General features: G+C 48.8%; 9 protein-coding genes. 6 read left to right on the forward strand and 3 right to left on the reverse strand.

The genetic code is table 11. The features are described 5' to 3' along the window. Positions 1 to 40: 40 nt before the first annotated feature. The 5 genes from ACLHG7_RS13820 to ACLHG7_RS13840 all read left to right on the forward strand — a co-directional run bounded on the left by ACLHG7_RS13820 (position 41) and on the right by ACLHG7_RS13840 (position 7911). Positions 41 to 1456, forward strand: a complete 1416-nt coding sequence (locus tag ACLHG7_RS13820; RefSeq protein ID WP_410211562.1) for a TolC family protein — start codon at positions 41 to 43, stop codon at positions 1454 to 1456. Next, positions 1453 to 2700 carry an efflux RND transporter periplasmic adaptor subunit gene (locus tag ACLHG7_RS13825; protein WP_410211563.1) on the forward strand — a complete coding sequence of 416 codons (1248 nt, stop codon included), beginning with the start codon at positions 1453 to 1455 and terminating at the stop codon, positions 2698 to 2700. The genes ACLHG7_RS13820 and ACLHG7_RS13825 overlap by 4 nt, the downstream gene beginning before the upstream one ends. Beyond that, positions 2693 to 5932: an efflux RND transporter permease subunit gene (locus tag ACLHG7_RS13830; RefSeq protein ID WP_410211564.1), complete on the forward strand. Its 3240-nt coding sequence runs from the start codon at positions 2693 to 2695 to the stop codon at positions 5930 to 5932. Before ACLHG7_RS13825 ends, ACLHG7_RS13830 begins: the two co-directional genes overlap by 8 nt. Continuing rightward, the gene (locus ACLHG7_RS13835) at positions 5922 to 6857 is read left to right on the forward strand and encodes a cation diffusion facilitator family transporter (RefSeq protein ID WP_410211565.1); all 936 of its coding nucleotides are present in this window, start codon (positions 5922 to 5924) and stop codon (positions 6855 to 6857) included. The genes ACLHG7_RS13830 and ACLHG7_RS13835 overlap by 11 nt, the downstream gene beginning before the upstream one ends. 142 nt (positions 6858 to 6999) lie before the next feature. Beyond that, on the forward strand, positions 7000 to 7911 hold the full coding sequence (locus ACLHG7_RS13840; RefSeq protein WP_410211566.1) for an alpha/beta fold hydrolase: 912 nt from the start codon (positions 7000 to 7002) through the stop codon (positions 7909 to 7911). A gap of 66 nt (positions 7912 to 7977) precedes the next feature. Here ACLHG7_RS13840 and murI read toward each other — a convergent pair whose 3' ends face one another. Both murI and ACLHG7_RS13850 read right to left on the reverse strand, forming a co-directional pair. Further along, positions 7978 to 8853 (reverse strand): glutamate racemase, encoded by an 876-nt coding sequence (murI, locus tag ACLHG7_RS13845; protein WP_410211567.1) that lies wholly within the window; start codon positions 8851 to 8853, stop codon positions 7978 to 7980. Between the two features lie 65 nt (positions 8854 to 8918). Continuing rightward, positions 8919 to 9581: a DUF1285 domain-containing protein gene (locus tag ACLHG7_RS13850; protein ID WP_410211568.1), complete on the reverse strand. Its 663-nt coding sequence runs from the start codon at positions 9579 to 9581 to the stop codon at positions 8919 to 8921. 302 nt (positions 9582 to 9883) lie between these two features. Here ACLHG7_RS13850 and ACLHG7_RS13855 point away from each other — a divergent pair, with 302 nt between their 5' ends. Then, positions 9884 to 11542, forward strand: a complete 1659-nt coding sequence (locus ACLHG7_RS13855; protein WP_114898363.1) for an electron transfer flavoprotein-ubiquinone oxidoreductase — start codon at positions 9884 to 9886, stop codon at positions 11540 to 11542. A gap of 61 nt (positions 11543 to 11603) precedes the next feature. Here ACLHG7_RS13855 and ACLHG7_RS13860 read toward each other — a convergent pair whose 3' ends face one another. Next, positions 11604 to 14324, reverse strand: coding sequence for a TonB-dependent receptor (locus ACLHG7_RS13860; protein WP_410211569.1), 2721 nt, complete (start codon positions 14322 to 14324; stop codon positions 11604 to 11606). Positions 14325 to 14360 lie beyond the last annotated feature (36 nt).

Below are 14360 nucleotides of genomic sequence, written 5' to 3' on the forward strand. Positions count from 1 at the left end.
GCCCGCCAAATCCTGACTTCCTGTTTTAAGGAGCATTATTTTGCGCGGCATATTTGCATATTTACCGTTGGTGACAACGACCCTCATCGGCGTTGTTCCGATGGCACTAAACGCACAGGTTGTCCCGATAGACAATCCCAACCCAGCTTTTGAGATTCAACCTTCTGCGCAAGCAGTTGATCAAATGGTTACGGTTGAGCCTAAAGCCCCCCTTTCGCTTGCAGATGCACTTAAGCAAGCAGAAAACTACACCCCGATCAAAAATATGCTGGCTACGCGTCAGCAAATTCGAGAAGCAGAGCTGCTGCAAAGTGGCTTACGAATCAATCCAGAGCTCTCCGTTTCCTCATTAGGTCTAAAGTCCAATCAACAGGAGCAGTCTTTTGCGGTAAACCAGCGACTGGATGTCTTTGGCGTACGCTCTGCCAAACAACAGTTGGCACAAGCACGATTAGATACCGAAAGCGTCCAGCAATCCCAGTATCAAGCACGACTCAAACTGATGGTCATGGCGGCTTATCGGCAAGTGGCTATTGCCGAACAGCGACTTGATCTTGCACATCAGCAACAGTTGCTCAGCCAGCAAAGTGTGCTGGTGACCAAGCGTCGCTTTGAGGCTGGGCGAATCGCGGAAGTTGAACTGACACGGATGCAGATCAGTCAGCTTCAAGCCGATAGCGAAGCGAAAAATGCACAGAATGCATTGAACATCGCACGTCAAAATCTCAGTCGGTATTGGGGCAATCCAAGCCCTGCTTTTACCAAGACCTCCTCTCCATCCGCGTGGCCTGCGATCAATCGTGCTGAACTGACGCAACGTCTCGCAGACAATCCCAGCCAGCAACTGGCAAAGCGCGCCGTCATAGAGTCTGATGCCCAGCTTAAACTGGCAGAATCACAAGCATATGGCATGCCGACTGTCAGTGTCGGGATGCGCAGGGTTGCTGATCCGACGGCTCAGACTTACTCGCAAGTCACTGTGGGTTTAAGCGTGCCTATCCCGATCTTTTCACGTAATCAGGGTGCAGTCGCTGCCGCCCGATCTGGACAGCTTCTAGCGAAACAACAACTTCAGATGACGCGTTTGCAACGTGAGCAGACACTCAGTCGACTCATCGCTCAGGCAGACAATCAGTCTGAGCGCTACCAATCCATCCTTAATCAACAACTGCCCCAAGCTCGCACCGTCCAGAAAAAGATGCTTCTCGGCTTTGAGGAAGGCAAATTTGGCGTTCTTGAGGTTCAACAATCCCAGCGCGACCTATTGCAGTTAGAGCAGTCGGCCCAAACCGCACTGACTGAAGGCTGGCAAACCGCGCTGCAAATTGAAGCGGTCCTGTCTGGCTTAGCCCTTGATGCAGATCCTGCAAGCCCCGTCCTACCCGATACGCTCAATACCTCTTTACTTAACGAAGGAATGGCCGATGCAGCCAGCCTGTCAGGAGCTACGCCATGACTATCTCTCAACAACTAAAATCCTTAATGACTGCCTTGAAGTCGAAATTTTCATCCAGGCAATTGCTGATACTGGCAATCGTTATTGGAGTGACTGTGCTATTGGCGCTATGGCTACTGCGTAAACCCGCTTTGCCAGCACCTGAAGCGACTGAAGTCGCAACCACAGCAAAACCTGTAGCCACGACTAAAGCTGAACATGATGAGATCGAAACGATTGCCTTGAGTGACGAGCAGATCGCCAGTATCGGACTACAGATTGCAACCGTTGACTCGGCAAAACTCTCAACGCAACTGGATCTGCCGGGCGAGTTAAAACTGGATACGGATCAAGAGTCCCATATCTCCTCTCCTCTGGCTGGACGTGTTGAAAGCGTCCACGTTGCAACGGGACAATATGTCAAAAAAGGTCAGTCACTTGCGACACTCCTTGTACCTCAACTGGTCGAGCTACAGGGTAGCTTTAAGGCCGCTAACTCTCGTTTGGCGCTGGCAAAAACTAACTATGACCGTGAGCTCACGCTCTGGAAACAAGGCATCTCCGCCAAACAAGACTACTTGCAGGCTGAAAATAGCTGGCAGCAAGCCAACATCGAAGTTGCCGCAGCACGTGAAGGACTGCAAGCCTACGGGGCAAGTGCGACAGGACAAACAGGTAGACTGACGCTAACCGCCTCGACCAACGGAACATTGGTCGCGAAAGACCTCACCGTTGGTGAAACCGTCCAATCCAGCAATCAGCTCTTTACCATCGCCAAGCTAGATGCACTATGGGTCGAATTTGCTGTTCCTCCAACACTTGCGGGTCAGCTCTCGCCAAATATGGCACTTGAAGTGATGACCAATACTGATCAACCACCGATGTCGGCACGTCTCCTGACCTATACGCCAAGTGCGGACAGCAAAACACGTAACCTGATCGCACGTGCACGTCTGGTGGTCAGTGAGCGCAATCTGCGTCCAAGTCAGCTCGTCACAGTCCGCATGAAAGGTGAAGCACAAGTCACACCGATTGTGATTGATTCACGAGCCATTCAAACCATCAAAGATAAAACCGTCGTTTTTATCGAATCTAAAACCAATGGCAAAACCAGCTTTAAAGCACAGCCTGTAACGGTTGGCACCCTATCCGATGGCCACTTGATTGCCGTGACTCAAGGCTTAAACAAAGGTGAGCGCTATGTTACCTCAGGAAGCTTTACCTTGAAGTCCGAAGTCGTTAAAAGTGAGGCTGAACATGAATAATCATGCAAACCAAACAGCCATCACAGAAACCTCCGATCAACCCACAGGCATGTTTGACCGCCTGATCGCGGGTTCCATCCGTTTGCGCGGCTGGATCATGATACTAGTTGTCGCCCTGATCGCAATCGGAGCCTATAGCTATCAGAAACTGCCTATTGATGCGGTTCCAGACATTACCAATGTTCAGGTGCAGATTAATACCGCTGCACCTGGCTATACCGCACTGGAATCCGAGCAACGCATTACCTATCTGGTCGAAACGGCAATGGCTGGCCTTCCCGATCTTGAACATACCCGCTCAATCTCGCGTTATGGCCTGTCGCAGGTTACCGTGATTTTCAAAGACGGTACCGACATCTACTTTGCGCGTCAACTCATCAGCCAGCGACTTCAAGAGGTTCGGAGTCAGCTTCCTGCCGGCATTGATCCAATCATGGCTCCGGTATCAACCGGTTTGGGTGAGATTTACCAATGGGCCTTAGAAGCCAAACCTGGAGCGAAGAAGCCCGATGGCACGCCCTACAATGAATCTGACTTACGCGAGATTCAGGACTGGGTCATCCGACCACAACTGCGCAATGTCCCTGGTGTGGCAGAGGTCAATACCATCGGTGGTCAAGTGCGTGAGTATCAAGTAACACCTGATATGAATGCACTGAGCGCGCGTGGCTTGACGCTGGCACAACTCAAAACCGCGCTGGAAGCCAGTAACAACAATCGTGGTGCAGGATTCATTGATCAGCGCGGTGAACAGCTCACAGTACGCGTACCGGGACAGCTCCTTACACTTGATGATATTCGCAATACGGCCATCAGCAGTGCGAATGGTGTCCCGATCAAAATCAGTGATATTGCCACCGTTCAATTCGGTCAGGAATTACGCACTGGCGCGGCAACACTGGATGGAAAAGAGACCGTGCTCGGCATTGCACTCATGACCATGGGTGCCAATAGTCGCGTCGTCGCACAAGCGGTTGCCGATCGGATGGATATGGTTCAACGCACTCTTCCTGAAGGTATCGTGGTCAAAACCGTCTACAACCGTACGGTCTTGGTTGATAAAGCCATTAAAACTGTGCAGAAGAACTTGATGGAAGGTGCGCTCCTTGTGATTGCGATTCTGTTTATGTTCTTGGGAAATCTGCGGGCAGCCCTGATCACAGCAATGGTGATTCCCTTATCGATGCTCTTTACCCTGACTGGAATGGTTGAACAAAAAATCAGTGCAAACCTTATGAGTCTGGGTGCGCTCGACTTCGGGATTATCATTGATGGTGCGGTGGTGATTGTCGAAAACTGTATTCGCCGCTTTGCCCATAAACAAGAGCAACTTAAACGCCTACTCACCCGTGAAGAACGCTTCAAAGAAGTATTCATCGCTGCGCAAGAAGCACGTCGTCCGCTAATCTTTGGACAGTTGATTATTCTGGTGGTGTATTTGCCAATCTTCGCGTTAACAGGCGTTGAAGCAAAACTCTTTCATCCCATGGCTGCAACGGTGGTGATTGCATTGATTGGTGCCATGATCTTATCCGTCACCTTCATTCCTGCTGCGGTCGCCCTATTTATCACGGGCAAGGTGCAGGAAAAAGAAAACTTTATCATGCGCATCACACAGAAGATTTATCGTCCTGCACTTGCCGTTTCCATCAAGCAAACCCCGATCGTTCTTGTGACTGCGGTATGTCTGGTGGTCTTATCTTTATTACTGGTTCCTCGTCTAGGTAGCGAGTTTGCACCGACCTTGAGTGAGGGAGACTTTTCCTTGCAATCGATTCGAGCTACGAGTACCAGCGTCGATCAATCTGTAAAAATGCAAACGCATCTGGAGAGCGAACTTAAAGCTAAATTCCCAGAGATTGCTTTTGTATTTGCGCGTACAGGTACGGCAGCAATTGCCTCAGATGTGATGCCGCCTAACATTTCAGACGGCATCATCATCATGAAGCCTAAGAAGGATTGGCCTAACCCGAATCTTTCAATGGATGAGTTGAAGGCAAAAATCAGCGCTGTTGTGGATCAGCAAGTTGGAACGATCTCGGAGTTTTCGCAGCCGATTGAAATGCGCTTTAACGAATTGATTTCAGGCGTGCGTAGCGATCTAGGCATCAAGATTTTTGGTGAGGATCTTGCGACATTGACTCGTACTGCGGATCAAGTAGCAGCAAGATTACGTCAAGTCACGGGGGCAACCAGTGTCAAAGTCGAGCAAACTGAAGGCTTACCATTGATCGCAGTCAATATTGATCGTGCTGCGGCTGCACGCTATGGGCTGTCGGTAGCGGACATTCAGGATACCGTTGCCTCTGCAATCGGTGGCACTGAAGCAGGTCAAATCCTTCAAGGTGATCGCCGCTTTGCCTTGGTGATTCGCCAGTCTGCGGAAGCCAGACGTCCTGAAGTATTAGCCAATCTACCGCTTGTTCTGGCAGACGGTGGAACGATCCCGCTATCCAATGTTGCTCAAGTTCAAGAGACTACAGGCCCTAGCCAAATCAGTCGTGAAATGGGCAAACGTCGTGTGGTGGTGACCGCCAATGTCGAAAACCGTGATCTGGGTTCTTTTGTCAGTGACGTGCAATCCGCAATGGCCAAAGATATCAAACTGCCTTCAGGCTACTGGATCGAATACGGCGGACAGTTTGAAAACATGAAGTCGGCCAGCCAACGGCTCACCATCGTAATCCCTGTTGCCCTTGCGATGGTATTGGCCTTGCTCTACGCCATGTTTAGTAATGTCCGCGATTCGCTGCTCGTCTTTACAGGGATTCCATTTGCTTTGACAGGTGGAATCGTAGCCTTGGGGCTGCGTGGTATTCCGTTGTCAGTATCTGCGGGTGTGGGCTTCATTGCCCTATCGGGGGTCGCCGTACTCAACGGTTTGGTCATGTTGTCCTTCATCCGTGATTTACGCAGACAGGGTTTAGGAGTGAATGATGCCGTCTGGCAAGGTGCGATGTTACGCCTACGCCCAGTTCTGATGACTGCACTGGTTGCCTCACTAGGCTTTGTACCTATGGCAATTGCCACAGGTACAGGGGCTGAGGTTCAAAGGCCGCTTGCAACCGTGGTCATCGGCGGAATTATTTCCTCAACACTGCTCACCCTATTGGTTTTACCTGTGCTCTATCGGTTAATCTACCGTAAAGAAGCACAGTTAGAATCGTCAGAAGAACACGTGACTCACTCCGAGTCTCAACAACTTTCAGCTGGAGCTCATCATGAGCGGTAATCATCAACATAGTCACGCCATTCCTCAGATTGGTAATGAGCATCGCCTGTGGTGGGCGCTGGGCTTAACCACTACATTTCTTATCGTCGAAGTGATCGGTGGACTCTTAACCAATAGTCTTGCCCTGCTCTCCGATGCTGCCCATATGTTTACCGATACGGCAGCACTAGCCATCGCCTTGGCAGCGATCTATGTTGCCAAACGACCCGCAGATCGCAAGCGAACCTTTGGCTATCATCGCTTTGAAATTCTCGCTGCGGCGTTTAACGCGTTGCTGCTGTTTGTTGTGGCCTTTTATATCCTGTATGAAGCTTGGCAGCGTCTCGGCTCACCTCCAGAGTTACAGACCAAAGGCATGCTCATCATTGCCTCATTAGGTTTAATCATTAACCTGATTTCCATGAAGCTGCTCCTCGGTGGCAAAGATGACAGCTTAAATGTCAAAGGCGCTTATCTTGAAGTCTGGAGTGACTTACTAGGCTCAATTGGCGTGATTGTCGGTGCCGTCGTCATTATATTTACCGGATGGACTTGGGTCGACTCACTCGTTGCGGTGGGTATCGGCTTCTGGGTGCTTCCGCGAACATGGATTCTGATGCGCGATAGCTTGAATATTCTGCTGGAAGGTGTGCCCGCAGAAGTCGATATCATCGCAGTCGAGAAGACTTTATTAACCATTGATGGTGTTGAAAGTATCCATGATCTTCATATCTGGGCATTGACCAGTGGCAAGATCAGTCTGACTGCGCATCTGGTGTGTCCAACAGGTGATGTTCAAACTATCTTAAACCAAGCGAAAGCCCGCTTGGCTGAGGAACATAGCCTTGAGCATGTGACCTTACAATGTGAGACTGAGGGTTGTGAGATGGATCACCCTGATGCTCATTTGTTTAAAACGCCTTCTCATGAAGGACATCAGCACTAAGTAAGTCGATCTGTTGATTCGCTGTTTCAGGTCAAATGGCGAATCAACGGCAATAAAATCAATGCTATAGAATCACAACGCGGTACCCCTTACCCTGCAACACCGCACCATTTCCCTGTTTCGATCTCGTCAGGAGCCTCTCTTGAATCCACATGAAACCATCGCAACAAATGTCGGCCCAGCAAAAATCGATATTGCCTATGAACGTCTCGGTGATCCTGATGCGCCACCCATATTGCTGATCCACGGCATAGCAACACAGTTAGTTGGCTGGCCTGATGGCCTTTGCAAAGCATTGGTTGAGCGTGGGCTACACGTAATCCGATTTGATAATCGTGATGTCGGCCTATCCTCTCACTTTCCTCAAGCACCCACACCAGACTTGCCAGCCGTACTTGGCGGTGACTTATCTTCTGTATCCTATACCCTCTCCGATATGGCTGCGGATGCTGTCGGACTGCTGGATACGCTCGGCATCGATAGCGCGCATCTGGTTGGGGCATCCATGGGTGGAGCAATCGCACAGACCATTGCACTCGAATATCCTGATCGTGTCAGATCACTAACCTCTATGATGTCCACCACAGGTGATATGAAGGTTGGTCAAGCTACCCCCGAAACGATCAAAGCGCTCTTTGGTGGTCCGCCGGCTGTCACTCGCCAAGAAGTGATTGATCGCCAAGTCTGGGCAATCTCCATTGTGGGGTCACCAGGATTTCCAGTTGAACCAAAAGAAGTGATTGAACGTGTTACGCGCGCTTATGATCGAAACTATGATCCTGTTGGGATTGCTCGACAAGCTGTCGCGTCGGTTGCATCTGGAGATCGTACTGAACGACTGCGCAGTCTTGATGTGCCGACGCTGGTTATTCACGGTCTTGCTGATGTGATGTGCAATGTTAGTGGCGGGCGGGCTACCGCAGCTGCAATACCAAACTCAAAATTGGTGTTGATAAAGGGTTTAGGACATAACCTTCCGTCTGGGGTTTGGAAGGAGATTGTGGGGCATATTGAAGAGGTTGTGAGAGTAGGTGAGGATCGGATGAGAGGCTGACGACGACTCTCTTTCTGAATTCGCTCAATGAAGCCGACGAACATCAACAATATTGATCATTAAAAATCAGCCAATCGCAATCTTCAACTGCGCCGCTGCCACACTCAACAAATCATAGACCGCAGTTTCAACCTTAAAGTCCCAATCGACTAAATTGCGCATCACGCGCTCAGCCAGCTCAACCTCACCCGTCACAAAACAATCCAACGTCCCAACCCCACTTGCAGAAGTCAATAATCCGCGCTGTGCTAGTACTCGCTCGGTCTGCTTAGCAACAGCAGCACCTGAATCTAATAAATGAAAGGTATCTGGAAAGACATACTGAATGCTGGAGGCCAAGAATGGATAATGCGTACACCCCAATACCAACTCTTCAGCTTTTGCTTCAACGAGTGGTGCTAATACACGCTCAAGCTCTGCATAGCAGGCAGCAGAATCTTGCTCACCCGCTTCAACAAAGGGAACCAAAGCAGGGCTCACGACAGTAAAAACTTCAACACCTGCGGGCACAGCCACTTCGGCAATCACATCTTTGAGCAATGTCCCACGCATGGTGCCTTGAGTCGCAAGCACGCCAATTTTTTTATTCTTGGACATTTGCACGGCGGGTTTAACCGCAGGTACGAGACCAATCACAGGAAAAGACTCACCATATCGCGCACGTAAATGCGTCAGGCTAAAAGCAGATGCAGTGTTACATGCAACAACCACTGCTTTACAACCTCGCTGATATAACCACTCTACGGCACAAGCAGTGAGTATACGAATTTCTTCATCAGGACGTGTTCCATAGGGTACATGCGCTGTGTCAGCAAGATAAACCATAGACTCATGTGGCAATAGCGCGCGCAACTCTGCGACAACCGATAAGCCACCAATTCCCGAATCAAACACGCCAATCGGCGCATCTGAATGCCCCAAATGCTGAAGTTTATCTAACAACTCGCTACTCCAAAAAACTCTGGCTTTATTATTTCAGTTGATCACACATAGAGCACAGATCAAACTTATACCAACCCCAAAACAAATTGCTCATCCCCACTGCGTAAAACCATCGCCTCGCCTGCATCGGTGTGCTCAAGCACACTCCAATTCACGAGATGATAGAACGCATTGCGATGTATCAAAGCATCTAAATTGCGACGAATTCGAATATAAGGACGTATCTCACTAACACCATCCATCATGAACTCACGCATCTCAATGCTATGCTCTGCATCTGCAATCACGACATCGCCCGTCTTGGTAGTGCAGCGAACGAAAGTCTGGCCATTATCCTCAACCTGCTCAACATCGACCACCATCAGCGGCGCATCAACCACCTGAATCTTGATCTTTTCAACGGGTGTTTTTAGAAAATACTCATCCCCTTCTCGCCAAAGCACCGTAGAAAACAGTTTGATCAAAGGTTCACGTGTCATCCGCGTCCCTTCATGCCACCACTCGCCATTGGCGCGAATCACCAAATCCATCTCACCGCAATACTCGGGATTCCACTTTTCAAGCGGAGGTAGACTTTTGGTTGGCTTTCCGTCAGCACCCACCAGCAAACGAGAGATAGAATCCAAACCACCCGTTTTCTTCAGTGGCACGTTTTGACTCAAAGACTCATCGATGGCTGGAGCAGTTGATTGACCCAAATTACCCTGTGGGGGGGATATTTTAGTCATGGTTTTTGTCCTAGAAAAGCAATTAAAATCATTATTCATCTAAATCTGTATACACTGACTTAAAGGGTCAGCAGACCTTCAATTCTTGATGCAAAGAGGGCTTCGCTCTGTTAATCAGGGGATACTCTGCTAAAAAAAGCAAGTTACCGCATGTAATTTGAGTGTAAATGTAGCGTATCAAGCCACATTGATTTTATAATACCACCGCAGCTATGCCGAATAGCAATGATTTCATGCTTCGGGCAGCGTCGCAACAGCGTAATTCGCATGTTGCTAGCCACCCGCTTAAAAGAGGAAACCTTATGGAACACATCGAACGTGAATCGATGGAGTTTGATGTTGTGATTGTGGGCGCAGGCCCGGCAGGACTTTCTGCTGCAATCCGCCTACGTCAATTGGCTATAGAAAAAAATATGCCCGACCTTTCAGTCTGTGTCGTTGAAAAAGGCTCTGAAGTCGGTGCACATATCCTCTCTGGTGCGGTGCTCGAACCACGTGCCTTGAACGAACTCTTTCCTGACTGGAAAGAACTGGGCGCACCGCTCAACGTTCCTGCCAAACAAGACGATGTGTACATGCTGACTTCGGCAACTGCCAGTATTAAAGTTCCGCATTTCTTCGTCCCTAAAACCATGCACAACGAAGGCAACTATATTGTTTCCTTGGGGAACGTTGTCCGCTGGTTGAATACCAAAGCAGAAGAACTCGAAGTTACTGTATTTCCAGGATTTGCAGCCTCTGAAGTCCTTTACCATGAAGATGGTAGCGTGAAAGGGATCCAAACTGGCGACATGGGCGTCAATAAAGAAGGTGAACCAAAGCCTAGCTTTACTCCAGGTTATGAACTGCACGCCAAATACACCCTCTTCGCTGAAGGCTGTCGCGGTAGCCTCGGCAAAAAACTGATGAGCCGCTTTGATCTGAACAAAGACTCACAGCCACAGCACTACGGTATCGGTATCAAAGAACTGTGGGAAATCGATCCTGCTAAACACCAAGAAGGTTTGGTACTGCACGGTTCAGGCTGGCCGTTGACCGAAACCGGTTCGACTGGTGGCTGGTGGCTATACCACGCAGAAAACAACCAAGTGACCATGGGTATGATCATTGATCTGTCATACAAAAACCCATACATGTCGCCATTTGATGAAATGCAACGCTTCAAGCATCACCCTGTGATTAGCCAATACTTGGAAGGTGGTAAACGTCTTTCTTACGGTGCACGTGCAGTGATCAAAGGCGGCTTACTGGCCTTGCCTAAACTGACATTCCCAGGTGGCTGCTTGATTGGTGATGATGCAGGTTTCTTGAACTTTGCAAAAATCAAAGGCTCTCATACCGCAATGAAGTCAGGCATGCTCTGTGCTGAAGCGGTATTTGAAGCTTTAGAAGCTGGTCGCGCGTCAGATGAAGTCACTGCCTACACCGAGAAATTCAAAGAATCATGGCTCTACCCAGAACTCTTTGCAGCACGTAACTTCGGTTCAGTCATGCATCGCTTTGGTACGGTCATTGGTGGTGGATATAACTTCATCGATCAGAATGTTTTCAGATTGCCATTCACCATTCTGGACCCACTACCTGACTTTAAAGCGCTGGAATTGGCTGAAAACTCAGTTAAACCTGTTTATCCAAAACCAGATGGCAAATTGTCATTTGATAAGTTGTCTTCCGTGTTTGTATCAAATACTAACCACGAAGAAGATCAGCCTGTCCATTTGAAACTGCGTGATCCATCGATTCCAATCGAACAGAACTTGCCATTGTACGCAGAGCCAGCACAGCGCTACTGCCCTGCTGGTGTTTATGAAATCGTGACTACACCAGAAGGTGCGCCACGCTTCCAGATCAACGCGCAGAACTGTGTACACTGTAAAACTTGTGATATCAAAGACCCTGCACAAAACATCAACTGGGAAACCCCAGAAGGTGGCGGTGGTCCAAACTATCCAAACATGTAAGACATTTAATCCCAATAAAAAAGCAGCTTAGGCTGCTTTTTTATTGCTTTGGTTTTAAATCTTACAGGAACTTATAGGTACCACGCAGGAACAATACCCGCCCCAGTGGGTCAGCGTAGCGAGGGTCATAGCCAAACTGATAATTATCCGTCGTATTTGAAGCGGGTGGATTTTTATTAAACAGGTTTTTAATGCCTAATGTCAGCGTCAGATTTTTAATTCCTGAGTAAGTCCCAGACAAATTATAGATCGTATACGAACCCACATGGTGGTCATCATATCCCGGATCGGCACTTGTGTTTTGATCTAAATAACCCGATTGGAAAGTTTGCTGAAGTGCTGCACTCCATGAAGCTAATGACCAGTTTATGCCCGCAGTATGGCGCCAACGGAAGATCGCGCCGCCCCCACCATTAAAGCCTTTGACCCCCGCACCATACTTGCCAAGATTACTGATGTACTCACCACCCTGTTCAATCTGATAATCATATTGATTGACATAGGTACCATCTAAAGTGAGACCGAAACGCCCCCAAGCCGTTTCGGGTAGCCTCCAGCCAAAACCGAGGTCTATGCCAGATGTACGGACATTACCCAGGTTAAGATTAGGATTCAGGATATAGTTCAACGATCCATCTGGGTTACGTACAAAATCAGCAGCATACTTATTGCCATCACCAAAGATCAGCGACTCGGACATCTGTGTAATTTGATTTTTCAGCAGGATATTCCAGTAATCGACAGATAGCGTAAGGTCTTTCATCGGCTCAACCACAGTTCCAACAGTAAAAGATCTGGACTTCTCAGGTTGCAAGTCTTTTGATCCGCCCTTCAGCTTAAACATTTGTTGATTGCAATCTCGAGAAGGAATGCCACCGGGCGCCACAACACCACTGGGACACAATATCGGATCACTTTGCGAACTCCCCGTCTCGACTCGCGTAGGCGGCTGATTTAACTCATATAAGCTAGGTGCACGAAACCCTGTCGAATAAGAGGTTCGGAACATCAGTTCCTTTAAAGGCTGCCATCGGAAGGCGACTTTAGGGTTTGTGGTACTGCCCACGTCACTATAGTTATCATAGCGTAGAGCAAATTGAGCCTCTAAGCTCTTTAGAATAGGAACTTGTAATTCTGTAAAAACAGCACTGACTTCGCGATGCCCTGCGATTGACTGTGAACCAGCATAACCCGTACCAGACGATAGGTTTGCCACATCATGATAGACATTAAACGCTGAGTTCTCATGCCGCCACGATGTGCCTACCGCTAATCCCACGCCACCCGCTGGGAGCTGAGCAATCTCACGGCTAGCGGTAAAATCAACCGCAGCTGTTGTCGCTTTTGCATCCAAATAGGGACCTCGAAGCGCAAGTTGTGAGTAGATTCCCTCATCACCAGCAGCTTGTGGTCCAAAAGGATTTAACGTACCGTTTTCTAAAGAACTGCGGACTAAATCATCATTGAGAAATCCTTCCACTAAACGCTGGAGCTGCGTACTGCGCGTCAGCGAAACACCTGTTTTATAATCCCAACCAAAATCGTTTCCTTCTGCTGAAAACAATAAACGATCGGCTTTATTCAAGGTTTCGTCTTGGCGTCGTCCAGCCAACTCAGAGCGGTAGCCCAGCGTTAGATCTTGTCCACTTAAGCCAAGAAATGCCGGCGTAATGCCGTTTCCCGGATAATACTTGCTTGTGCTCGGTAGAAAAAAGCCTTCTCCTGATGCAAAAGGATTCGCAGCTTGGTAGACCATACTTTGTGTTTCTGCGTGCAGATACTCGATACCAACTTGATTATTGTCATCGATTTTTAGCGTGCCTTTACCCAGTAAAGCCGTCTGTTTAGTTTGCGGCACAATACCGAGCACGGAGGCATAATTATAACGACAGGCCCCCCCTTGAGGAATGGAATGCGGCGATACACATCCTGCCGCGGCATAAGGATTTCCTGACAGACCAAGCGCTTTGCCACTGTCATCTTTTGGGCCTGCACCCGGATCATAGAAATTTGCTGGATAGCCACTACCACTGGTCTGGAACATACCTAGATCGGGTCGGATACCGCCAGCACTGGTAAAACTGCGATCAGCTGCATTCAAAGGTTGCTGTTGATGAAAATCAGCGATACCAAACAGGTTAAAACCGTCTTGGTTCAAATCCCCATACCCACCCGCGATGTTAAAACGAGTCTGGCTGCCCCCACCGCTTCGTGTCGGCAGACTTCCTTCGAACGTCGTCGTTAAGCCTTGATAGGATTTCTTTGTAATAAAATTGATGACGCCACCAATCGCATCCGTCCCATAAATCGCAGAGGCACCATCACGGAGTATTTCAATACGATCCAAAGCAGCAATCGGTATAATATTCAGATCGACACTTGAGCCCTCAAACGGACTATTGGGGAGACGGCGCCCATTTAAAAGTACCAGCGTTTTGTTGGAGCCCAAGCCGCGCATATCTGCTGAGGCACCTATGGTTCCACTCTGTCCGACGGCACTTGATGCCGTAAATTGTGACTGGTTGCCAGAGACTCGACTAAGCGCTTCAGAAGCGGTCGTAATCCCCATTTTTGCGAGTTCTTCTGTTTTAATGATGGTGATTGGGGATGCACTCTGGGCCGCCACGCCTTTAATGGATGATCCCGTAACCTCAACACGCTCAACCTTTGCATCATCAGCATGGGCATTGGATAACATCAGCCCATAACTCACCACACTTAAGCTGGCAGCACCACCAGAAATGATGGCTCGTATTGTTCGAGGCAGTACATGAATTCTCATAGTCTTTAACCAGATGGTAAATTATATGAGAACCTG

The organism is Aquirhabdus sp. (genome assembly GCF_046462495.1).
In the GTDB taxonomy this organism is placed as follows: Bacteria; Pseudomonadota; Gammaproteobacteria; order Pseudomonadales; family Moraxellaceae; genus Aquirhabdus.